The organism is Nonlabens sp. Hel1_33_55 (assembly GCF_900101765.1).
Taxonomy (GTDB): domain Bacteria; phylum Bacteroidota; class Bacteroidia; order Flavobacteriales; family Flavobacteriaceae; genus Nonlabens.
Genome location: NZ_LT627735.1, coordinates 2,346,659 through 2,370,575 on the forward strand (window position 1 = coordinate 2,346,659; position 23,917 = coordinate 2,370,575).

General features: G+C 40.3%; 21 protein-coding genes. 10 read left to right on the forward strand and 11 right to left on the reverse strand.

Going from position 1 to position 23,917, the window contains the following annotated elements; translation table 11 throughout:
- Nucleotides 1-40: 40 nt before the first annotated feature.
- From BLO34_RS10485 to BLO34_RS10525, 9 genes are all read right to left on the reverse strand, one after another.
- A complete protein-coding gene (locus BLO34_RS10485; RefSeq protein ID WP_090755131.1) occupies nucleotides 41-259 on the reverse strand; it encodes a hypothetical protein in 219 nt (72 codons plus the stop codon).
- A 5-nt stretch (nucleotides 260-264) separates the two neighbouring features.
- Nucleotides 265-786: a DUF420 domain-containing protein gene (locus BLO34_RS10490; RefSeq protein ID WP_090755133.1), complete on the reverse strand. Its 522-nt coding sequence runs from the start codon at nucleotides 784-786 to the stop codon at nucleotides 265-267.
- A 2-nt stretch (nucleotides 787-788) separates the two neighbouring features.
- Nucleotides 789-1,490: an SCO family protein gene (locus tag BLO34_RS10495; RefSeq protein ID WP_090755135.1), complete on the reverse strand. Its 702-nt coding sequence runs from the start codon at nucleotides 1,488-1,490 to the stop codon at nucleotides 789-791.
- Nucleotides 1,483-2,181, reverse strand: coding sequence for a membrane or secreted protein (locus tag BLO34_RS10500; RefSeq protein WP_090755137.1), 699 nt, complete (start codon nucleotides 2,179-2,181; stop codon nucleotides 1,483-1,485). Before BLO34_RS10500 ends, BLO34_RS10495 begins: the two co-directional genes overlap by 8 nt.
- A 58-nt stretch (nucleotides 2,182-2,239) precedes the next feature.
- Entirely contained in the window at nucleotides 2,240-2,644 is a 405-nt protein-coding gene (locus BLO34_RS10505; RefSeq protein ID WP_090755139.1) for a cytochrome C oxidase subunit IV family protein, read from the reverse strand.
- 17 nt (nucleotides 2,645-2,661) lie between these two features.
- Nucleotides 2,662-3,660 (reverse strand): cytochrome c oxidase subunit 3, encoded by a 999-nt coding sequence (locus tag BLO34_RS10510; RefSeq protein ID WP_090755141.1) that lies wholly within the window; start codon nucleotides 3,658-3,660, stop codon nucleotides 2,662-2,664.
- Nucleotides 3,661-3,697: 37 nt separating this feature from the next.
- Entirely contained in the window at nucleotides 3,698-4,288 is a 591-nt protein-coding gene (locus tag BLO34_RS10515; protein ID WP_231959467.1) for a heme-copper oxidase subunit III, read from the reverse strand.
- Nucleotides 4,288-5,181 (reverse strand): heme o synthase, encoded by an 894-nt coding sequence (cyoE, locus tag BLO34_RS10520; RefSeq protein WP_090755143.1) that lies wholly within the window; start codon nucleotides 5,179-5,181, stop codon nucleotides 4,288-4,290. Before cyoE ends, BLO34_RS10515 begins: the two co-directional genes overlap by 1 nt.
- 418 nt (nucleotides 5,182-5,599) lie before the next feature.
- Complete coding sequence (locus tag BLO34_RS10525) at nucleotides 5,600-8,680, reverse strand: leucine--tRNA ligase (RefSeq protein ID WP_090755145.1); 3,081 nt, start codon at nucleotides 8,678-8,680, stop codon at nucleotides 5,600-5,602.
- A 125-nt stretch (nucleotides 8,681-8,805) separates the two neighbouring features.
- Here BLO34_RS10525 and BLO34_RS10530 point away from each other — a divergent pair, with 125 nt between their 5' ends.
- From BLO34_RS10530 to truB, 4 genes are all read left to right on the forward strand, one after another.
- On the forward strand, nucleotides 8,806-9,684 hold the full coding sequence (locus BLO34_RS10530; protein WP_090755147.1) for a cell division protein FtsX: 879 nt from the start codon (nucleotides 8,806-8,808) through the stop codon (nucleotides 9,682-9,684).
- 105 nt (nucleotides 9,685-9,789) lie between these two features.
- Nucleotides 9,790-10,074: a DUF3098 domain-containing protein gene (locus BLO34_RS10535; protein WP_090755149.1), complete on the forward strand. Its 285-nt coding sequence runs from the start codon at nucleotides 9,790-9,792 to the stop codon at nucleotides 10,072-10,074.
- The gene (gene uppP / locus BLO34_RS10540) at nucleotides 10,074-10,871 is read left to right on the forward strand and encodes an undecaprenyl-diphosphatase UppP (RefSeq protein ID WP_090755151.1); all 798 of its coding nucleotides are present in this window, start codon (nucleotides 10,074-10,076) and stop codon (nucleotides 10,869-10,871) included. Before BLO34_RS10535 ends, uppP begins: the two co-directional genes overlap by 1 nt.
- Before the next feature lie 32 nt (nucleotides 10,872-10,903).
- Nucleotides 10,904-11,608, forward strand: coding sequence for a tRNA pseudouridine(55) synthase TruB (truB, locus tag BLO34_RS10545; protein ID WP_090755152.1), 705 nt, complete (start codon nucleotides 10,904-10,906; stop codon nucleotides 11,606-11,608).
- Between the two features lie 36 nt (nucleotides 11,609-11,644).
- Here the strand turns inward: truB and BLO34_RS10550 are convergent, their stop codons facing one another.
- A complete protein-coding gene (locus tag BLO34_RS10550; RefSeq protein ID WP_231959469.1) occupies nucleotides 11,645-12,544 on the reverse strand; it encodes an alpha/beta fold hydrolase in 900 nt (299 codons plus the stop codon).
- 26 nt (nucleotides 12,545-12,570) lie between these two features.
- Nucleotides 12,571-13,329, reverse strand: coding sequence for a helix-turn-helix domain-containing protein (locus tag BLO34_RS10555; RefSeq protein WP_090755155.1), 759 nt, complete (start codon nucleotides 13,327-13,329; stop codon nucleotides 12,571-12,573).
- A 303-nt stretch (nucleotides 13,330-13,632) separates the two neighbouring features.
- Between BLO34_RS10555 and BLO34_RS10560 the strand changes: the two genes are divergently transcribed.
- From BLO34_RS10560 to BLO34_RS10585, 6 genes are all read left to right on the forward strand, one after another.
- Entirely contained in the window at nucleotides 13,633-14,028 is a 396-nt protein-coding gene (locus tag BLO34_RS10560) for a YbjN domain-containing protein (protein ID WP_090756610.1), read from the forward strand.
- 12 nt (nucleotides 14,029-14,040) lie between these two features.
- Nucleotides 14,041-14,754: a PspA/IM30 family protein gene (locus BLO34_RS10565; protein ID WP_090755157.1), complete on the forward strand. Its 714-nt coding sequence runs from the start codon at nucleotides 14,041-14,043 to the stop codon at nucleotides 14,752-14,754.
- A gap of 70 nt (nucleotides 14,755-14,824) precedes the next feature.
- On the forward strand, nucleotides 14,825-15,538 hold the full coding sequence (locus tag BLO34_RS10570; RefSeq protein ID WP_090755159.1) for an OB-fold-containig protein: 714 nt from the start codon (nucleotides 14,825-14,827) through the stop codon (nucleotides 15,536-15,538).
- 111 nt (nucleotides 15,539-15,649) lie between these two features.
- Nucleotides 15,650-17,722 carry a flotillin family protein gene (locus BLO34_RS10575; protein ID WP_090755161.1) on the forward strand — a complete coding sequence of 691 codons (2,073 nt, stop codon included), beginning with the start codon at nucleotides 15,650-15,652 and terminating at the stop codon, nucleotides 17,720-17,722.
- Nucleotides 17,723-17,908: 186 nt separating this feature from the next.
- On the forward strand, nucleotides 17,909-18,229 hold the full coding sequence (locus BLO34_RS10580) for a GIY-YIG nuclease family protein (protein WP_090755163.1): 321 nt from the start codon (nucleotides 17,909-17,911) through the stop codon (nucleotides 18,227-18,229).
- A 318-nt stretch (nucleotides 18,230-18,547) separates the two neighbouring features.
- Nucleotides 18,548-23,560 carry a DNA repair ATPase gene (locus tag BLO34_RS10585; protein WP_090755165.1) on the forward strand — a complete coding sequence of 1,671 codons (5,013 nt, stop codon included), beginning with the start codon at nucleotides 18,548-18,550 and terminating at the stop codon, nucleotides 23,558-23,560.
- Nucleotides 23,561-23,917 lie beyond the last annotated feature (357 nt).

Genomic DNA, 23,917 nt, shown 5'->3' on the forward strand with positions numbered 1-23,917 from the left:
AAAAAAACCTAATAGTTACACTATAGCTGTTAAGAATCCGTTAATTCAATTTTTTACGTGTGGTACTGCGATAAATCATGTAGATAATACCTCCAACTAGCAAATATGGAAAGATCATTAAATAAGTAATCCCATTGTTCAGACCTTCAGCTTCGGCATTGCTACCGTCACTTTCTATAACGGCGCGGCACATGGCACATTGCGCTTTCGCGAAAGCGGAATAAAGAAGAACTACAGTAAATATGACAATCTTTTTCACCTGATCTAATAATAGGGTTGCATGAATACGTAAACCAAAACTCCTGTGATGGCGATATAAAGCCATATAGGAAAGGTCCATCGTGCTATTTTCTTATGTCGTTCAAACCTCTTATTCCATGCAAAATACATGGTATAAAGTACTAACGGCAATATTATGGCAGAGAGTAAAATATGTGAGACAAGTATAAAAAGATAGAGAACTCGCAGTGGCGCGTCTTCTGGATAGGGAACCGGCTCGTTGCTGATTTTTGATATGACATAGCTCACTAAAAAAATCGCACTGATGACAAAAGCCGTGGTCATAACGGCACGGTGTGCGGTACGGTTTCCATTTTTTATTAAGGTGAATCCAGTAATTAACAACAATGCTGTACTACCGTTGAGTAAGGCATGAAATAAAGGGAACAAACCAGAATCCACACCTAGGAAGTTGTAACGTTCTGGCATAAACATAAGAACCACTACCACTAATGGAACTACTATTGAAATCGCGATAATGATGGCTGGGCCGCGTTTTTCTAACATGTTTATTTATTTAAAAGGGTTTCTGCATCTTCAGTAATCTCTTTAAGCATTGCAGGAAAATCATTTTCTTCAATACCACTGTAAACTTTTATCCAGTTGCCATAAGCGTCTTTTCTAGATCTTATGTAACCTTCTTGATCCACAAGAGCAAAATTACCACTATGCTCAAATCGTATGGCTGGATCATCACTTTCTCCAACGAATGAACTAAAGCCCTCACGAGCTAATTTATAGGTGTCTAATTTATCGCCTGTTAAAAATTGCCAGATAGAATCATTTGCCTGGTAACGTGCTGCATATTCCTTCAACACTTCTGGCGTGTCGTTAGCTGGATCAATGCTTATCGACACTGACATATAATCATCATATTTAGAGAGTTTGTCTGTGACGATGGACAGATTGCGGCTCATAGGTGTACAAATCGTAGGGCAGGTTGTGAAGAAAAAATCTAGGATGTACACTTTTCCTAAAAGCGTTTCATTAGTTACTGTATCTCCATTTTGGTTCACAAATTCAAAGTCTGGAACCTTATTAAATTTATAGAGAAATTTGTCTGCTACTGGATCACGATCTTCACTGCGGTTGCTATCCACGACTTTATCCTTCTGGATGTAGTCAACAATGTTGGTAACCGCAAAATATCCAAAGATCAAAATGATGATCCCTAATCCTATATAATAAGGTGTGTTATTCTCTCTACTCATCGTCCTTTATTTGATCGTCACGATTTTTCTTGAAGGCAAATCTATATTCTGCTAGCAAGACGCGCATGTCATCGATCATTGTTTTTTGCAATGCGGCTACACTTTCTGTGTCGTACCCATAAAGTTCTGGGTCTTCATCATCTGCCTCACGACCTCTTAAGGAGGCGTCTTTGTCAAAGATGAAGGCAAAATTGGAAGAAAGATCTGGATTGAGCTGCAAATCAGAATCAAGCGTGTTGAAAAACTCCTTGATCTGAGCATCAGTGGCAGTAATAAAATGCCAGTCTTCAATATCTGTAGTGCCACGCATTTGTGAACGCATCTCTTCTATATCTGCAATACCAGCTTGCGGAATGATCGAAATCATCTGGAACGTATCAAACTCATGAAATTCCTTATAGATCTTCTCATTGATATTAGAAACATATCCCAATCTATCATAAGGCTTACTTCCCAAGAAGGTAATTACACTAACGCTATCCAGTAGTTGAACTTGATCTCCTTCTAACGTTCTAAAACTTTCTAGAGATCCAACCGATTCCTTCATTACCGGCAGCGTATCAAAGTGATGTTTGCCACCTAAAAAGAATAGATAAGCAACTAATGGCAGAGCAAACAAGACTACCAAAACAAAATACTTGGCAACCTTATTCGTTTTTTTGATCTCGTAAGAATCTTTCTTTTCTGACATCTTTAGGTATAAAAAAGGACGGAAAAACCGTCCTTAATATGTTTGTAGTTAGTATCGCCTAGAAGTCAAAACTTACAGCGGCGTTCTTGTAAACCTCATAGATATAATCACCTTCTACTAAAAGAATAGCGATCAGATAAATGATCAAGAAAACAGCGGTCCAGACGACGGCTCTTCTCAATCCACTTACCTCGTCACGCATGTGCATGAAGTCCCAAGTAATGTAGTATGCTTTAACTAATGTAAGAATGATGAAAATCCAGTTGAGAAATTTCAAAGCTAGAAATTCGCCATTAAGAAAATTAGGCTTAATAACACCTAATGCTACTTCAACAATAGTTATGAGAGAAAGAAAAATAAGAACTCCCCAAATTTTCTGGACGTTGTTCTTGAACTTCAACTTGCCTCTAAAGATTGCTAGTTTATGTTCATTATGTTCTGCGTGTGATGCGTGATCTGCCATCTTGATTTCTTAAAAAATTAAACGAGGTAGAAGAATGTAAATACAAATACCCAAACAAGGTCTACAAAGTGCCAGTATAAACCGACCTTCTCTACCATCTCATAGCTTCCTCTACGCTCATAAGTTCCCAAAAGAACGTTGAAGAAAATAATCAAGTTGAAGATAACTCCAGAAAATACGTGGAAACCGTGGAATCCAGTAATGAAGAAAAAGAAGTCTGCAAATAATGGTGCTCCATATTCATTTTCAGTCAGATTAGCACCTTCCACAACACTTACTGCTTGATTATCTAATTTGAAAAGCGATTCTTCTCTAGACAAAATAGTCTTTTCAGACGCTCCAGTTTCTTCATTAACTTGAAGAAGTTGGGTACGAATTAATAGGTCTGGTCTCGCTGCAAAGCCTTGTTGTACTTCAGATAGTGTGTAGGTAGCATTTTCATATCCAGAAGATTCATACCATATCCCTTCGCTTTGACCATATGGTTGCACCTGTCTAGGTCCAACGGTAACAAACTCTTCAAGTGCTACTCTTTCGCCTTGAGCGTCAACAAACTGCAATATTTTACCACCTTTTGTTTTGACTGCTCCATATTCACCAGCGATAAAATTCTTCCATTCCCAAGCTTGAGAACCAACGAATATCAAACCACCTATAACTGTAAGTAAGAGATAAAAAGCAACCTTTTTGCGGTTCATATAATGCCCAGCATCTACAGCTAGTACCATAGTAACTGACGACCCAATAAGTATAAACGTCATCAATGCTACATAGAACATCGGCGCATCTACACCATGCATAAATGGGAAGTGATTAAACACCTCATCTGCTATAGGCCATTCCTCGATAAACTTGAATCGGGAAAATCCATAGGCAGCAAGAAAACCAGAAAACGTAAGCGCATCTGACAAGATGAAGAACCACATCATCAACTTTCCATAACTCGCGTTGAGTGGTCGTGTGCCGCCACCCCATTTTTGGCCTTCTGTACCAGTAGCAGCTACCGTCGTATCCATATCTTGAGATTAGTTGTAATAAGTCGCAAAAATAGGTCTAAAAAATATCTTTAGCAAAAACTAAAAACAATAGTAAATAGATCCATAATATATCTACAAAGTGCCAGAACATTGAGCCCAGCTCAAAACCCAATAGGTTTTCACTTGTATATTTTCCTCTTATCGTTTGTACCGTCATTACGGTAAGTGCGATCAAGCCAGCAACAATGTGGGCAAGGTGCGCCACGACTATGACATAAATAAAGGAAGCATTCACATTGCTGGCCGCACCAGTAAAGCGGTATCCCATTTCAATAATAGAATTGAAACCCATGAACTGCATAATGACAAAAATAGTTCCCAATACAAAAGTGATCACGGTAAAAATCATCGCGGCACCTTTATCTCCTTTTTTAATCAAGCTCTTTGCAAGCCATAATGTCAAACTACTCAATAAAATCACTCCAGTACTATAGAAAAACTCTGATGGCATATCAATATCCACCCAATCTCTTCTACTACTACTCACCACATAAGCACTCGTCAATCCAGCAAACATCATGACAAGGCTGGCAATGGCAAACCACATCATCTGTTTTTTGGATCGAGCTAACTTTTGCTCAATGGGTAATTCCGTTACATCTGTCATTATCTTATAAATTTATCTATCACGTAGATGATCTGTATTAATGTTATATAACTCACACTAACCAGCATGAGTTTGCGCGCTACCGCATTCGTTCTTTCCCTAAATAATTTGACTGAATAATATAAAAACCAAAGTCCCAACAGTAAGATCACCGCAGCACTCCATAAGGTCATGTATAAAGAACCAGTCACGCCAAAAGCTGGGATCAACGACACCGCAATCGTCCATATCGTATAAAGAACAATCTGAATCGCCGTACCACGATCTGCATTTCCTGTGGGCAACATTTCAAAGCCACCAGCTTTGTAGTCGCTTTCCAGCATCCATCCTATCGCCCAAAAATGCGGAAATTGCCAGAAAAACTGCAACATAAATAATGTTCCAGGCTCAATGCCAAAACTACCACTCGCTGCTACCCAACCCAACATATACGGAATCGCTCCAGGAAAGGCACCCACAAAAACGCATAGCGGAGTTCTCGTCTTCAACGGCGTATATACCGCAGCATATAGAATAATACTCAGCGCACCGAAGAAAGCCGTAGGCCAGTTGATCAAGTACAATAAGTAAACACCTGTCAAGGCCATGGTCAGGCCAAAAATCCAAGCATGGTTCACCGCTATTCTTCCGGTAGGAATAGGCCGGTTCATCGTGCGTTTCATGAGCGCATCGCGATCCTGTTCAATGATTTGGTTGAAAACGTTTGAGGATCCTACGAGAAAGTAACCACCTATACATAGCAAAACGACCGTTAACCAGTCATAAGTGACAGCACCTAAAAAGTATCCGGCGATAGAAGAAAACACGACAACGATAGACAGGCGCGGCTTTGTGATTTCCACATAATTGGCCAGCATTCCGGGAGATTTCGCTATGGCTTGTGCCTCACTCAAAAGTGTCGTTTTTAAGGGTTTGCAAAGATACCCTACAACGCCTTTGTAGCAAAGCAAATAACAGCCTTTCAAGAAGTATGTTAAAGATGAGTCCGCTTTCGCGAAAGTGAGGAGTAAATAAGCTTATTTGCAAGTGAAATGCATTTCTTAAAAACGCTCCTTCTCGACTGCCGCTCGAAGCGGCTTGCAAAAGTTTAAAACCACAATTGCCCATAAACCAATGTCGAGCGACAGCGCTGCGCTGAGTTTACCGAAGCGTCGAGACATGGTTCTTGCACAAATTACAGTACTACCTGTCATCCTGAACTCGTTTCAGGATCTGCTAGATTATTGTTCCCAGGACATGTTCACTCAAGATCAACGAGACGCTGAAATGAATTCAGCGTGAAAGTTTGATGAGAGCAAACACACTTAAATACTATCCCACCACAAAATTCACAATCTTTCCAGGCACGATAATCGTCTTGCGTACTACCTTTCCTTCCAACTGCTCTTGAACTTTCTCGTTTTCCAAAACCATTTGTTCCAGTTCATCTTTTGAAACATCTACTGGTAGGTCCAGTGTAAATTTCATTTTACCGTTAAACGAAATAGGGTACGTCTTGCTGCTTTCTACCAGATATTTCTCTTCAAATACTGGAAACTCAGCCTCGCTGATGGATTCATTGTGACCTAGTAATGACCACAATTCTTCTGCGATGTGTGGCGCATATGGCGACACCAATATCGCAAGTGGTTCCAATACTCCACGGTTATTGCATTTTTGAGCGGTCAATTCATTCACTGCGATCATAAAGCTACTCACGCTGGTATTAAATGAGAAGTTCTCAATATCCTCGCGAGTTTTCTTGATGGTTTTATGCAAGGTTTTCATGCTGTCTGGCGAGGCTTTCTCATCGCTCACATTAAAACCGTTTTCATCGTGATACAGTTTCCACAGCTTTTTGATAAAACCATAAACTCCCGTAATTCCTGCGGTATTCCAAGGCTTGGCCTGCTCTAGCGGACCTAGAAACATTTCATACAAACGCAACGTATCTGCTCCATATTGATCGCAGATATCGTCTGGATTAACGACGTTGTATTTGGACTTAGACATTTTTTCAACCTCTCGGGAGACCTTCCAGTCAGTAGTGTTAGGTGAATTAAAAAGCTTTCCGTTTTGGAATTCCAGAAAAACACTATTCACATATTCTTGGTGATTGTTGTGTGATCTGAAATCATCGGTATTCATTTTATCATTATGGACAATTGAAACGTCAACCCTAATTTTACTTAAACTAAAGCTTGGTTCTTCTGGAATATCAGACACCGCATTTTTTACGATATAGTCCTGTAATAGATAATCAACGTCTGTGTAAAGCAATGAGTCTGGACCTTCTTTGCTTTCACAAGATTTTGAAAAGACATCTAAGCTGACAAATGTCGGGTTCTGCATTGAAATCCCATGAATTTCATTTCGTAATTGGTAATAAGGATTCAGTCGATAAGCAAAAGCACTTTCACCTAAAATCATCCCTTGATTGATCATCTTTTGGAATGGCTCATTGACCGTGACTTTTCCAAGATCATGCAACAACTTCACCCAGAATCTGCTGTACAACAAGTGACCTGTTGCGTGCTCGCTTCCTCCTATATATAGATCGACGTTTTGCCAGTATTCTTGAGCCTCGCTCGAGAACATTTCGTTCTCATTGTTGGCATCCATGTATCTAAACATGTACCATGAACTTCCTGCCCAGCCTGGCATGGTGTTTAATTCTAAGGGATATACACAATCACGGTCGTCATCGTTGGAAACGACTTTGTTTTCTTTGGTACACCAACTCCAATGCGTGGCACGTCCCAAAGGTGGTGCGCCATCTTCGGTAGGTAGATATTCATCTACCTCTGGTAATTCCAGTGGCAAATATTTGCGGTCAATCATTTGTGGCAAACCATCTTTGAAATACACTGGAAATGGCTCACCCCAATAACGTTGTCTGGAGAATACCGCATCGCGCAATCTGTAGTTGGTCTTTCCTTTACCAGCACCAACTTCTTCCAGCTTTTCAATAGCTGCTGCCATCGCGCCAGATTTATAACTCATTCCGTTAAGGGACTCGCTGTTGGTGATTTTTGTATCGTCTTTTGCGGCATAGGCTTCCTCACTCACGTCCACATCCTTGAAGATGTTTTTGATTTCGGGCATTCCTTTCTGACCTGCAAAGAAGTTGGCAAAAGCATGATCACGCTCATCACCACATGGTACTGCCATTACAGCTCCAGTTCCATAACCTGCCAATACATAATCGCCTATCCATACCGGTATCTTTTCACCGCTCAATGGATGTAGCGCATAGGCTCCCGTGAATACACCTGATATGGTTTTCACATCTGCCATGCGCTCTCGCTCTGATCTCGCCGCGGTAGCTTTTTTGTACGCCTCAACCGCTTGTTTTTGATCTTCTGTGGTTATGATATCGACCAACTCATGTTCTGGTGCCAGCGTCATGAAGGTCACTCCATAGATAGTATCAGGTCGTGTGGTGAAGACGTCTATTTTCAAATCTTTTTCGGAAACATCTGCCCCATTGCCTGCGGCATTTCCCCTAAGGGGAAAATTGTCATCGCTTCGATCCAGCTTAAAGGTTACCATCGATCCTATCGATTTTCCAATCCAGTTGCGCTGGATTTCTTTGATGGATTCGCTCCAGTCGAGACCTTCCAAATCATTCAATAAACGCTCTGCAAATGCGCTAATACGCATCATCCACTGGCGCATTTTTTTGCGCACTACTGGATGACCACCACGTTCTGAAACGCCGTTGACTATTTCATCATTGGCCAGTACGGTTCCTAATGCTGGACACCAGTTGACTTCGGTATCTGCAAGGAAAGTCAAACGATATTCGAGTAGAATTTCTTGTTGTTCTTGTTCTGTAAAAGCGTTCCATTCTGCTGCTGTGAACTGTCGCAAATCTTCATCTGTTGCAGCGTTGATGGAAGTTGTTCCGCTTTCGCGAAAGCAAAACTCCAACTCACTTATAGGGCGTGCTTTGTTTGCAATGTTATCGTACCAGCTGTCAAACAACATGATGAAGATCTCCTGCGTGTATTTGTAATAATCTGGAGAGGAGGTTTTTACCTCACGCGACCAGTCAAAACTAAACCCGATGCGGTCCATCTGCTCGCGGTACCTCGCAATGTTGTCCTTTGTAGTAATCGCAGGATGCTGACCAGTTTGTATCGCGTACTGTTCTGCCGGCAATCCAAAGCTATCATAACCCATGGGGTGTAACACGTTAAAGCCAGTGTGGCGCTTATAACGAGAGACAATGTCGCTGGCGATGTAGCCCAATGGATGACCCACATGCAGACCAGCGCCACTAGGATATGGGAACATATCTAGCGCGTAGAATTTTGGCTTTTCAGAATGATTCTGAGCGTGGAACGTGCCGTTCTGGGCCCAGTAATTCTGCCATTTCTTTTCAATTTCCTTGTGGTCGTACAGTAACATTCGATGGATTTGTAAGCCGCAAAAATAGGCAGTTTGCAACAAGTAATAAACTTATGACGTTGTAAACCCGGACACCACAGGAACTTTGTTATTTTTGTTCTCTTAATCCATTGCAACAGCGATTTATGGCATCATCTTCTTCCTATCAAAAGCGCCGCTTGTTCAGCTCCTATTTTTGGGTGGTGATCAGTGTTTTCTTGGTACTTTTTATGTTGGGCCTACAGGGCTTTTTCTTGCTGAATAGCCAGAAACTAGCCGATTACTTCCGCGAGCAGGTGCCTATGTCCATCTATTTTAAGGACAGCGCCAAGGATGTAGAAATGCAACAGTTGGAGAAATCATTACAAATGGCAGACTATACCAAAAGTGCTGTGTTTGTGAGTAGTGAAGAAGGCGCCAAACAAACGATTGACGATCTGGGCGAGGATTTTGTAGCAAAATTGGACGGTTTTAACCCAATACCTAATTCTATTGATGTGCGATTGAACGCAAGTTTTGTGGATGATAGCCAGATCCAGCAAATTGCAGATGATCTTGCCGCAAAGGATTTTGTTCAGGAAGTGAGTTATGACAAGCCGCTAGTTTCCCTATTGAACGAGAACGTAAAACGTATCTCTTTCTGGATGTTGATCGTGAGCGGTGTCTTTATTTTTATTGCCTTCCTATTGATTAACAGCTCTATTCGACTATCGATTTACGCCAAACGTTTTACCATCAAAACCATGCAAATGGTAGGTGCGACCAAAGGTTTTATACGCAAACCATTTATCACGACCAGCATCAAACTGGGCGTCATCGGTGCATTGCTAGCACTAGTAGCCTTAGGCGGCGTGGTCTATTGGATGGATGGTTACGTACCCGAATTAGAAATTTTACAGAACTATAAAATGCTGGCAATTTTGTTTGTGGGCGTTTTAGTTTTTGGAGTCTTGATCAGTTTGATAAGTACATTTTTTGCAACGACTCGTTATCTTAATTTAAGAACGGATCAGCTTTACTATTAAAGACAAAAGATCGCTGCACTCAACGACGAAAGACGAAAGACTATTCTGGTTGCGTAGAATTGATGATGAGTTCGCTTTCGCGAAAGCGGAATTATAAAAGAAATTATGAGTAAAAAAGTCAAAAAGAACGAACCAGTCCAAAGCAACGAGCCTGATTATGTCAAGCCGGTTTTTGGATTTGTTTTTAAGAAGAAAAATTACACGTGGATGATCATAGGTCTTGCCGTGATTGCGTTAGGTTTTATCCTGATGATAGGTGGCGGTAGTGACGATCCCAGCGTATTCAACCCAGAGATATTCTCGTGGAGACGTATTAGACTTGCGCCAGCTTTAGTTATCATAGGTTTTGGGATTCAGGTATATGCCATCCTTCTAGATCCAGATAAATAATGGATGCATTTGATGCCGCCATCCTGGGCGTAGTTCAAGGTCTCACCGAATTTCTTCCTGTTTCTTCCAGTGGACATTTGGAATTGGGAAAAGCCATTTTAGGAGACACTTCTGTTCCTGAAGAAAGTTTAATGTTTACAGTGGTGCTTCATTTTGCCACTGCGTTGAGCACCATTGTTGTTTTTAGAAAAGACATTATGGAACTGCTTAAAGGGATCTTTGCGTTCCAATGGAATGAGGAAACCCAGTTTGCAGCCAAGATTGTCCTATCCATGATTCCAGCAGTATTCGTCGGTTTACTATTTGAAGAAGAATTGGAATCACTTTTTGGCGGCAATGTGCTGCTTGTTGGATTTATGTTGATCGTTACAGGCCTTTTACTTTTCCTCGCTGGCCGTGCCAAGAATACTGGTAAATCGGTAAGTTGGAAGGATGCTATCATCATAGGTGTTTCTCAAGCAATCGCAATATTACCAGGAGTTTCACGTAGCGGTGCTACTATTTCAACGTCCGTTTTGTTAGGTAATGATCGTACTAAAGCGGCTCGCTTTTCCTTTTTGATGGTAGTTCCGTTAATTCTAGGAAAAATAGCCAAAGACGTCATGAGTGGCGATTTGAATGTAGAATCTAGTTCTAGCTTGCCATTGCTTATAGGTTTTATAGCTGCATTTGTAACTGGGTTGGTGGCTTGTACGTGGATGATTTCGCTCGTGAAAAAAGCCAAGTTGCATTACTTCTCTTATTACTGTTTTGCGGTTGGGATTGTAGCAATAATTGCAGGCAGTCTCGCAGCGTAAACTTTTTATATTCATTCCCAGAAAATCACAAATTGAATCAGCAAGTTCCCGACAACCCATATTCTCCAGGTAACGTCCTACTTTTTGACAAACCTTTAAACTGGACATCGTTCCAAGTGGTTAACAAAGTTCGCTGGATGATTAAGCAGCGTTATGGATTGAAGAAAATCAAGGTAGGTCATGCGGGAACATTGGATCCGCTAGCTACGGGATTACTGATCATTTGCACAGGAAAAAAAACCAAGAACATTGATTCCTACCAAGCCCAAAAAAAGGAATATACTGGAACTATAACATTAGGAGCCACGACACCTAGCTATGATCTAGAAACCGAGATCGATCAAAATTTTCCAACAGATCATTTAACAAAAGAATTACTTCAAAAAACCACTGAACAGTTCACTGGCGAAATCCAGCAGCGACCACCTATTTTTAGCGCCATAAAACAAGACGGCAAACGTCTGTATGAACTTGCTCGAGAGGGAAAAACTACAGAGATACCAACCAGATCGGTAACCGTAATAGATTTTGAATTGACTAGAATCAATCTGCCAGAAGTTGATTTTAGAATCAGCTGCAGTAAAGGAACCTATATTAGATCATTGGCTCATGATTTTGGAGCAGCGCTGGACAATGGTGGTCATTTAAGCGCACTGCGCAGGACTAAGATTGGTGATTATAGCGTTGAAGATGCTATAAGTATTGAGGAGTTTGAGGAAATATTGGAGGTCAATTAAAAACTCAGATGCATTTCAATGCAACGATCTTCTTTTTTATTCTTCATTGAGTAACTTTTCCATAAAGCCGACAATCAGCGGCTTTATCAATTCTGGTCGCGCCCACGCTATCTCGTGTCCAGTATCTGGAATAGTTATGATTTCTATATTCTCAAAAACACCTCTCGTATAATTGACGTTATCGTAAGGTACGATGTCATCAACATCGCCATGTATGTGAAGCACTGGAACCTTGATTTGATCCCATTCCGCAGCGATCAAATCCAATTCCTTTGAATGAACGGTTTTTTCATCGCCTGCGACACGGTAACCAGTGGGAACCAACCAACGCGTCAGCCACCATTGGGTAAATTTTGATTGCCATATATACTTCTCGTTATTAGGATCAATCGCTGGTGAAATCATGATGACTCCTTTGACACGGCTGTTTTCATAAGCTAATCTAGCTGCTAGTGGTCCGCCATAGGATGAACCAACTGCAATCACATTTTCCAACTCGAAATGATCTAATAGACCGCTCATCAATTTGGCTTGTAAATCGATGGAAGTCATTTCCTTTCCAAAATTGGAATATCCATAACCTGGTCGATCTACAGCATGTAAGTTGGCATTCGTAACAAAAGTACTATCACTTAAATATCTGTTCCATGCCGAAAGTGAACTGGGCGATCCATGAAAAAACACAAAGTTGACGGTAGCATTTTGCCTCTTTACACTTTGAATACGAATATTGAGGTCGAGACTATCGATAGCAAAGTAATCAATCTGATTTTGGATTTTTTTAGCGCTGAAATGTTCCTGTAATTCAGCATCTGTGGAGCGGTATTGCAGAACGGTGCAGGATTGTAATACAGCAAATGAAATCGCTATAAAAAAAAAGGTGACCAATCGCCTGATTAGATTAAACGAGATATTTTGGTCTAAAATTTTTATCACCTGATTATCAAATTATAAAGTAAAAACTAGCTGGTCAATTTACGCAGTTCTTCCATTTGTTGTTGAAGAGCATTCATTTTACTAGAAATATCGTTTGCAATCTCAGGCAAACGACGGTAGAAGACATATCTCGCGCGCCATAGTTCTTTAATTTGTGTAAGCTCGAGTGTCACATCCTCTATTTTTTTATGATCTGCTCTCAAGATCAATTTTTTGCCTGTGATGTACATCCTGCGTAATATGAATTGATCTGCAGTGATCGCTAGCACCATGGTACCTGCATTTAATTTGGGGATTACTGCAGTAGGAACACGCTCTGATATAACGATGTCCTTGGGAAACAAACCTTCATCACGGCTCGTCATTTCTAAACTATCTACTGTGTAAGCAATGAATTCTTTCTCAAGATTGATAGGCAGACTCAATTGAGGCATGTCTTCAATAAACTGGTCGTTCTCTCTGTATTGAAGATATTCACTAGCATTATTAGGAGTAATACAGGGCACACAGGCAAATTTTTCTCTTTCTAAATCATCAGGAGAGATCGTCAGTTCATCATTAAATCTTAGCAATTGATTCACCGTTAATTCTGCAGTGAGCATATGGTCAATAGAAATGCTAAAATAATTAGCAATCATAATGATTGTTTCAATTTTTGGTTCACTACGTCCTTCTTCATAAGCGCCTAATGTACCACGCTTTAAATTAAACAAGTCGGCAAATGCTTGCTGTGACAAACCCTTAACTCCACGTATCTTTTTGATGTTTTTTCCGAAAAAGGACATTATTTTGCTAATTTTATTTGCAATTAAAACTTTTTGCTTATATTTACACTAACAATATTAGCAATATCAATTCATAATTGCTAATTTTTTGAACATTAATACCTCTAGTATTTATGATTAACATTCAAATTAGAACGATGCAGTAGGCCGTTGCAGAGTTCGCTTTCGCGAAAGCGAAATAACCATCAACCTTAAAACAACTATTATGACGACGTTTATTCTTCTCTATATTCAGGAATGCTTAACTATTTTCCTGTGATCACGAAGCAGCTTTTTGTAATATTAAACCTCTAAAAAATGCCAATGGACAATTATTTTAATACCATTAAGGACTTCCTACAAGAACTTAATTTTGAGATTACCAGAGAAAATCGTGCTGACGGCATTCTTGTCATTGAAAAAGAAAGTGTAGGTGTAAAGAACCTGATATTAGGGATTGCACCTCCTATTTTAATCATGGAGCAATATATTTTCAAAATCAATAACAAAAATGAAGAGGTTTTTAAAAGCCTACTTCAAAAAAATAGAGATATCATTCACGGCGCTTTTGTACTGGATGAGAGTGGATCTAAAGTCATCTTTAGAGACACCCTGCAAATTGAGAACATCGACTTGAATGAACTAGAAGGTACACTTAATTCCTTAAGCTTGCTTTTAAGTGAATACTCTGACCACATTATTAAATTTTCTAAATACTAAAAAAACAATATCATGAACATATTCAAACGACTTTTCAAAATAGGACAGGCAGAAGCAAACGCAGCTGTCAACAACATGGAAGACCCAATCAAAATGACCGAACAAGGAATTCTTGATATGAAGGAAGACCTGAATAAAAGCGTAGAGGCAATGGCTCAAGTAAAAGCACTAGCTATACGCTCCAAAAATGACAAGGAAGAACATGCTGCTACCGCAAAGGATTATGAGCAAAAGGCTATAATTATTCTAAAGAAAGCCCATAGTGGCGAGATGGATACTACAGCAGCAGATCGACTTGCTAAAGAAGCGCTAGCCAAAAAAGAGGCAGCACAACTTAATGTAGAGCGTGCCCAGAAGGAAAGTGAGAAATTTGAGAATAACGTGGCTCAATTGAAGTCAACTATTGACACGATCAAATCTAATATCACCAACTGGGAGAATGAATTAAAGACATTGAAAGCGCGTGTCAAAGTAAGCGATGCAACCAAAAATGTCAATAAACAAATGGCAGAACTTGACAGCACTGGCACTGTGAGCATGCTTGAGCGTATGAAGGAAAAGGTAGCTCAAGACGAAGCACTTGCTGAAGCCTACAGCGACATGGCTGGATCAAGAACAAGTGTTGATGACGAAATCGACGCTGCGGCAGACACCAAACAAGCTAAAGTGGATGACGACCTTGCCAAATTAAAAGCACAATTGGGCATCAAGAAGGATGAAGCATAAAATGCTTTTGAAGGGATTGGCAACAATGTCAGTCTAAGCGTGTAAAAACCTAACCATTAACAACCAACCATTGGAAAACTATTTCAACATTCTATTTTCTGAAGTCAACATCACGCTTACCGTGCTGCTGCTCATCCTTATTGTTTATTGGATTTTTACCATGATCAGCGGTATTGATTTTGACCTGGATGTAGATGTGGACATCGATGTTGATGTGGATGCAGACCTAGACATGGATTTTGACAGCATTGAAGGTGGCAACCTTGATTTTGAAGATGTTGCCAATGCAGAAGTGGATCGCGAGCACGTGGTCAACAAACGAACTCGACAGCTCAAATGGTGGCAAATCATATTGATTTACTTCAATTTTGTGGGTTTGCCGTTCATGTTCACCTTCACGTTTTGGATTTTCTTATGGTGGCTCATGAGCGTTTTAACAACAGCAGTAACAGGAAGCTATGATAATGTTTTTGGCTTCATTATCGTGCTGGCAGCTCTCATTCCAGCGCTATTTGTGACAAAAATCGTAACCACACCATTTAAAGCGTTTTTCAAAAACTTGAATAAAGATGGCGACAAGGCAGTAGACTTTCTAGGCCGCAGCGCTATCTTGATGTCCTCCATTTCAGGAGATAAGTTGGGCAATGCAGAAGTGCTTGCCGATGGAAATCCCATGAGTATTTACGTCAAGTCGTTGGATGGATCAGAATTACGCTTTCGTGAAAGCGTGCTCATCATCAAGCAATCGGACGATAAAAATTATTTTTTAGTGAGTAAGGCGTAATCCATAAAGATGTCAGTCTGAGCTTGTCGAAGACGTGTCACTAAATAAAAAGATTAATAAATAATAACAACCGCAGAAACCATTCTGCACAACCATTAATAAAACCAAACTATGGACGGAATTTTAGGAATTATTGTAACAGGACTGGGAATTCTCCTTTTCCTAGTCATCGTTTACTTCGCGATCATCGCGATGTTTTACAAAAAAGTACATCAAGGACAGGCGCTGGTGCGTACTGGTTTTGGAGGTACTAAAGTCGCGACAGACAAAGGTTTGTATGTAGTGCCGGTTTTCCACCGTGTGGAGACCATGGATATTTCAGTTAAGAAAATCCAGATTGAGCGTATGGGCGTGGAAGGATTGATATGTAAGGATAACATGCGAGCCGATATCAAAGTAGCCTTTTTTGTACGCGTTAATAATGAGGTTGAATACATCAAGAAAGTAGCACAGACTATAGGTGTGCAGCGCGCTTCTCGCATTGAAACGCTAGAAGATCTTTTTGAAGCCAAATTCTCTGAAGCGCTCAAAACTGTAGGTAAGAAATTCCAATTCATTGATTTGTACGAGGCTCGTCGGGAATTTCGCGATGAGATTGTGGATATCATTGGAACAGACTTGAATGGTTACACGCTGGAAGACTGTGCGATTGACTTTCTAGAGCAAACAAGTGTTGAATTTTTAAAGAAAGACAACATTCTGGATGCAGAAGGTATCAAGAAGATTACCGAATTGACCGCTGCGCAAAATATCAAGGCCAACTTGATCACTCGTGATGAAGAAAAAACAATTCGCAAGCAAGATGTTGAGGCTCGGGAAGCAATTCTCGAACTGGACAAACAACTCGCCGAAAAAGAAGAGCAACAAAAACGTGAGATTGCTAACATCAAATCTCGCGAAGACGCAGAAACTCTCAAAGTCGCCGAAGAAGAAAGACTCAAGTCTGAAACGGCACGCATAGCAACTGAGGAAAAAGTGAAAGTTGCCGAAGAAAACATGCAACGTCAGATTATTGTTGCAGAGAAAAACAAGCAACGTACCGATGCTGTAGAAACAGAACGCGTAGAAAAAGATCGACTATTAGAAGCAACAGAACGGGAAAGAGTCGTGACTCTGGCACAAATCGAGAAAGAGAAAGTAGTTGAAGTTGAGAAAAAGAACATCCAGGATGTCATTAGAGATCGCGTGGTTCTTGAAAAAGGAGTAGTTCAGGAGCAGGAAAACATGAAAGACATTGAAGCTTTCAAATCTGCCGATCGTGCTAAACAAGTAGCCATTACAAATGCTGAGGCAAAAGCACAAGACGACTTGATCCGTATCACAATTGCTGCAGAGGCCTCTAAACAAGCAGCTGTTCAAAAAGCAGAGGAAATCAATATCGAAGCTCTTGCTCATAAAGAAGCCAGTGAAAAAGAAGCTGATGCACGTAAAATTCTTGCAGAAGCTACCGCTAAAGAAGAAGCAACCGTTGGTTTATCTGAAGCACAAGTAATGCATGCAAAAGCTGAGGCTAGTGAACGTCAAGGAATTGTTGACGCACTGATCATCCAGAAAAAAGCTGAAGCAGAGGCAAGCGGAATCACCGCAAAAGCGGCTGCAAAACGTCAAGATGGACTTGCTGAAGCCGAGGTTATCAAAGAAAAAGCCCTTGCAGATGCTGCTGGAATTGAAGAGAAAGCCAATGCGATGAAGAAACTCGATGGTGTAGGTAAAGATCACGAAGAGTTCAAACTACGTCTGGACAAAGAACTTCAAGTAGACCTGGCGCAAATCAACATCCAGAAAGATATTGCAGATGCACAAGCACAAGTGATAGGAGATGCATTGAGAGCGGCTAAGATTGATATCGTTGGTGGTGAGACCATGTTCTTTGAACAAATCATCGGTCAGATCACTAAAGCCAAAGGTTATGATAGACTCGTGAATCATTCAGAAACGGTTACTGAAGTAAAAGATGCGATTCTAGGAAGTGGTGACGTGAAAGGGAATTTGCTTGATAAAGTCAAGGACTTTGCAGACCGCTACAACATCAGTTCTGAAGACATTAAAAACCTAACGATTGCCAATCTATTGATTGATTTACAGGCAAGAGTTGACAATAATGAAGACCAGAACATCTTGACCAACCTTATGAATCTGGCTAAAGGAATGGGGTTGTCCAATAAGAAGTTGGGTAATATCTAGGTTGATTTCTAGGGCGCTACACGGTTCTTTCTTTAGAAAGAATCGTGTCGGGCTATCCGCTATATCTTTTAAGCCTTATAGCCTTAAAAGGATACCGCTGCTATCCCTAGCGCGAGAAGCCAAAATATAATATTGACTGTCAGTCTGAGCTTGTCGAAGACGGAATCATTAATCACTAAACCATCTATGAAATTCTATTTTGTCTACATCTTAAAATGCAGCGATGATAGTTTTTACGCAGGTTTTACTTCTAATCTTGACCAAAGACTTGCAGAACATCAAATGGGTAAATCCGCTGGATATACATCTAAAAGATTACCCTTAGAATTGGTCTGGTTTGAGCAGTTTTTGGATTATCCAGAACAAGCAATTCAATGGGAAAAGCGAATCAAAGGCTGGTCAAGGAGAAAGAAACAGGCATTAATCGATGGAAATTGGGACAATTTGATTTTGTTTTCAAAAAACTACGCTGAGTATGGAAATAAGATTAAAAGAGTTGAAGATTGATTCAAATTGAATTGTCAGTCTGAGCTACACCTGTGCTGAGTTTATCGAAGTATCGAAGACGTTGTAGAAACTAATAAAGATGGTGCAGTCGCACTTCGACAAGCTCAGTGTGACACAAACATTGAAAAATGAATATTGATACAACGAGATGTCAGTCTGAGCTTGTCGAAGACGATATAGGGACTAACAAAGCTTTTTAGAAGTCGCACTTCGACAGGCTCAGTGTGACACGAGCATATAAAAAAGAGAAATGAAATCGCAATGTCAGTCTGAGCCTGTCGAAGACGATTCGAACCAATAAAACTAACTACCATTTCAATGGCAGATAAAGAACTAAAAGACACCACACAACTGGACTCTGGAACTTACGAGATCATCCAGAGTCGATTGCTCAAGCAAAAAAATGACTTGCAGCAACGACTCCATGCGCTCAACGAAGAGCGCAAGAAAGTCTTCGGCTCGCTGGAAACTAGGTTGATTGCAAACGACCGTGTGAATACAGAGAATAACTGTATCGCTCGTGATATTGTGACCATCGGCAAGAACAGCATCTTTGGTTATAACGTGCACTTTGGATTACGTACAGAGATCAATCTGAGTGATGTTTTTAGTATTTATGAATTTGATCGGGAAGGGAAAGATGGTGATGCATTACGCTTTCGCGACCTGCCTGCCGGCAGGCAGGAAGCTGGGTCAAGTTTAGAACTCATTGAAGACCCAATCTTTCAAACCGACTTTGAAAATCTTTACAAGTACTATCGCAATACCATTTTTTCCAAGTTTGCGATCATAGGGAATTACCTGCACATGGTTTTCCAGCTGAGTGATTCAGTGACGGATATCAAGACCTTTAAGTGGTTGATAAAAGAAAACGAATTGCAGTATGTGGACAACCGCAGTGAACACGAGTACCGTTTCCCAGCGCAATATGGATTTCAATGGAAAGAAGCTGGACGTGATAACCAGCGTGCAGGAAAGCACGGCCATGTATCGATTTTAGACAAAGTTTTTGTAGAAACTATAGGTGGTGATTTAACCATTAAAGTAGAAGATAATACAGACGATGGTCAAGGAATCTATCGGGAAGATGTAGAGCACCGCGACCAGACACTCGATGATGGTCAATACCGATATGCAGATTTAGGGAACCTCATCGTTCTAGAAATCAAACCATTTCAAGAAGAACCGCGTCATTTTGTGTACAACCACAAGATCAAGGAAGTAGAAAAAATTGACAGTATTGCTCAAGCTGCAGTGCTGTTACCAGACGAGCAAGGAATCATTTTCCCTAGCGGTTATTACTTGCAAACTGGTGAGTACAACGTGTTTCCAAGCGATGCTGGAAAACTAAAATTTCAGCAAAAAATTGCCTCGCCTAATGGTGAAGATCATTTATACGTTTTCTATAATGCTGCACAAGGATTGTACGTTCTCATGTCGTACAACGTGATTGATCAATCGGTAAAGACACCTATCGTTTGTAATGGATTTACAATTTTGGAACAAGGTGAGCTGTGCTACTTCCGTAATGGAGATGAGCAGACGAAGCACCACATGATGCAAATATGGCAAACCCCTTATTTGAAAGGTGATATTGTACCGTCAGAGCATCAAGATACCATGCTCTATAAAATAGGTAACAAGGACATTGTAAAAGCAATGGCCGAAGCAAACGAGCTACTGACTCTTTTAAATAAAGAAGACAGCTACGGCGGTTTATATGATGATATCGCTCGTGCCTCAAAAGATATCCTAGACGCATACTATTGGCTGCCAGAAGAGGAAACCAAGCAGATCAATCTGCCTCTTGGCGAAATCAACAAAGCATCTAATGCTGCGATTGACGAGTTTGAGAAAGTCAAGCAAATGCGCAAACAAGCAGCTGCAGAGACTAAGGATATTTCTAAAAAGGCTGAGACGCTATTCAGCAAAATAAAAAGCACGTCGTTCAAATCTATTAATGATTTTGTAGAGCTGTTAACTCAACTGCGCAGTTTGCGTGGTGAAGCGATAGGTTTGTATGAAATACGTTATGTAGATACCGATTTCATAAAAGGAATCGAGGATCAAATCGTGGAGCAAAACGAAGTGATTTCTCGTCGTGCGGTTACCTTTTTGTTAGATGATAAGGCTCTAGCACCTTATCATGAGGCTGTTGCCGAAAAGCAAAAAGCTCTCGATGCTACTAAAAAGGTTATCGAGATTAAAAACCTTGAAAAGGAGGTCAATCAGATTGCAGAAGATCTGGAGTTACTAATAGAAATCGTTTCTAATCTGGATATTGAGGACACGTCGCATTCCACTAAAATTATTGAGAACATCTCCTTGATATTTGCGACCATCAATCAGGTAAAAGCGGCGATTAAAAACAAGGTGAAAATTGTAGGTAAAAAAGAAGCTCAAGCCGATTTTGCCGCACAGCTGAAGTTGATTGATCAGAGCATTATCAATTACCTAGACATTGCCAACACGCCAGAAAAGTGTGATGAATTCTTAACTAAAATCTCCATACAGCTAGAAGAGCTAGAAGGAAAGTTTGCGGATTATGATGAGTACATCACAGAAATTATTGCCAAGCGTGAAGAAGTGTATGCCGCTTTTGATAATCGCAAAAGCAGTCTGATAGAAGCGCGTAATAAAAAGGCAATATCCTACCAAAACGCTGCAGAACGTATTATCAAAGGGGTTCAAAAAAGAGCACAATCACTGGATAGCGCGACAGAAATCAACGGCTATTTTGCCAGTGATTTAATGATTAATAAAGTGCGAGACATCATCGCACAATTAAAAGATCTGGAGGACGCTGGAAAAGCCGAAGCCATTGAAACAGCCCTCAAAGTAGCTCGAGAAGATGCCTTGAGAAAACTCAAGGATAAGAACGAGCTTTATGAGGATGGTGATAACATCATCAAGCTGGGCAAGCATAAATTTGGCGTTAATAAACAACAGCTGGACTTAACCATAGTCTTCAAGGATAATGCGCTGTTTTATCATCTTACAGGGACCGATTTCTATCAGGAATTACACAATGAGATCCTGACGCAATCCAAAGGAATCTGGAATCAAGAATTGGTTTCAGAAAACTCTGAAGTCTATCGGGCGGCTTATCTCGCCTACTCTATCTTTAAAACTGGAGACAAAGAAGCTTTGAGAATGATGAGTCCTACAGATTTGCTATTGCGCGTGCAGGAAATAGCGAGCGGCAACTATTCTGGCGGTTATGTGAAAGGTGTTCACGATCACGACACAGCACAGATTTTAAGCGTTTTATTACACAAACATCATGATCTAGGCTTGCTCACATATGATCCAAACACGAGAGCAAAAGCGCAGTTTTTTTGGAACAGTTTAGAGCAGTCGCAACGTTCCAACCTCAACCGTATTTTAAAAAGTGCTGGCGAGGTGTTATCTGTTTTTCCAGATAGTAAAGAGTATGATTTTATTGTGGAGGAATTGGCTGATGAGATTTTTAAAGCCAATAGTGCAAACAAGACCGACTTCGACAAGCTCAGTCTGACAAAGGAAAAAACACCAAGCGATGTCACGTTGAGCCTGTCGAAACGGAGTTTAGATTCTATAAAGCATAATTCCAACTCGACTGCTGGAAACGAACACCAAATCGCTGAATATCTATTCAATGAACTAAAAGACAACGATCATTTTACTGTAAGTACGAGTGCTATTCAGTTAAAGGAAGCTTTTGAGAAAAAAATAAAATCTCAAAATGCCGATTTGAAATTCAAGAAAAGTCTAGAAGCCTGTGAGGACGAGAAGTCTAAAGTAGAACTGGTGAGACATTGGGTTTCTGCTTTCGCGAAAGCGGAATCAAAACAAGCTTTATTGCCCTATACAAACGAATGTGTTGCTAACATCCTCTACGGAAAACTGACTGCCGATAAAACGGTAGCAATATCGCCTGTGGAAACAATTACAGGATTAAAAGGATCGCATGGAACGATCAACGAAAGTGAATTTGTATTCAATTACCACGAGTTTGTGAACGTTTTGGAGCATTTTACTACTGTAAAAGTGCCAGCTTATGAAACCTTTAGAAAAGCAAAACATCAAGTAACTGAAGAGTTAAAAGAATCGTTGCGATTGGAAGAATTCAAGCCACGAGTGCTAAGCTCATTTGTGCGTAACAAATTGATCGACCAAGTATATTTCCCATTGATAGGCGATAATCTGGCCAAACAATTAGGAACCGTAGGCGATACGAAACGTACCGACCGAATGGGATTGTTGCTCTTGATATCACCACCAGGTTATGGTAAAACCACCTTGATGGAATACATGGCTAACCGGTTGGGCTTGATTTTTATGAAAATCAACGGTCCAGCTATAGGTCACGATATTACCTCTGTAGATCCAGAAGCTGCTTCTAATGCGGCAACTCGTGAAGAACTCAAAAAGCTGAATCTTGCTTTTGAAATGGGTGATAACGTGATGTTATATCTGGATGATATCCAGCACTGTAATCCCGAGTTTTTACAAAAGTTCATCAGTCTGTCTGATGGAACACGTAAGATTGAAGGAGTTTATAATGGCAAGCCTAAAACCTATGATCTACGTAGTAAGAAATTCTGCGTGATCATGGCTGGTAATCCTTATACAGAAAGCGGAGATAAATTCCAGATTCCAGACATGCTTGCCAACCGTGCAGATATTTATAATCTTGGAGATATCATAGGCGATACGGCTCATTTGTTTGAACTAAGTCTGGTTGAAAATGCATTAACGAGCAATCCAGTATTACAACAGTTAAGTAACAAGCACTTTGATGATGTATATGCCTTAATCGATCGAGTTCAAAATGGCGCCAGCGATAACGAACTCAAAGGAAACCACAGCAACCAAGAAATAGCCGACTATGTCGCTGTCCTAGAAAAGGTATTGAAGATACGGGATACGGTTCTTAAAGTAAATGAAGCGTACATCGCCAGCGCAGGAATGGAAGATGCTTATCGTACGGAGCCTTCTTTCAAACTACAAGGTTCTTATCGTGATATGAATAAACTGGTCGCTAAAGTTGTTCCTATCATGGATGATAAAGAGTTACAAACTCTCCTATCATCACACTATGAAAGTGAATCACAAACCTTAACCAGCGCTGCAGAAGCAAACTTGTTGAAATACAAAGAACTGGTAAGCACCATAAAACCAAAAGAGCAAGAACGATGGACAGCCATCAAAGAAATTTTTGCAAAAAATAACAAGCTGAACGGTCTAGGTGGGCAAAATCAAATGTCTCAAGTATTGAATCAGATGATGGATTTTACTGAAAATCTAGAGGGAATAAAAGAGGTGTTGAAGAAAGGGTTAGCTAAGTAAATATTGGTCTAATTTGATCATTATCACTTTAGAAATTAAAAAAGCCATCACAATTCAGTTGTGATGGCTTTTTCTTTTATATCCTCTATACATCTTAAAGAGACTCAATCGCCTTAGTCGCTTTTTTTATACTCGCTTCTTTAGATTGACTAGTAAGATCAGCGGCAATAATTTTGACATCGTTAGTTATTTAAGAGCCGAGAAAAAGGCTTCACATAACAAGCTATTAATCAACATTACTTCCAACTGACGCGCACTTATAAAATATACGCAATCAATTAAACAAGCGATCATCAAATCATTTTCACAATTTTTTAGCCTTGTCTAAAAAAAGATTTATACAAACCAAATTAATAT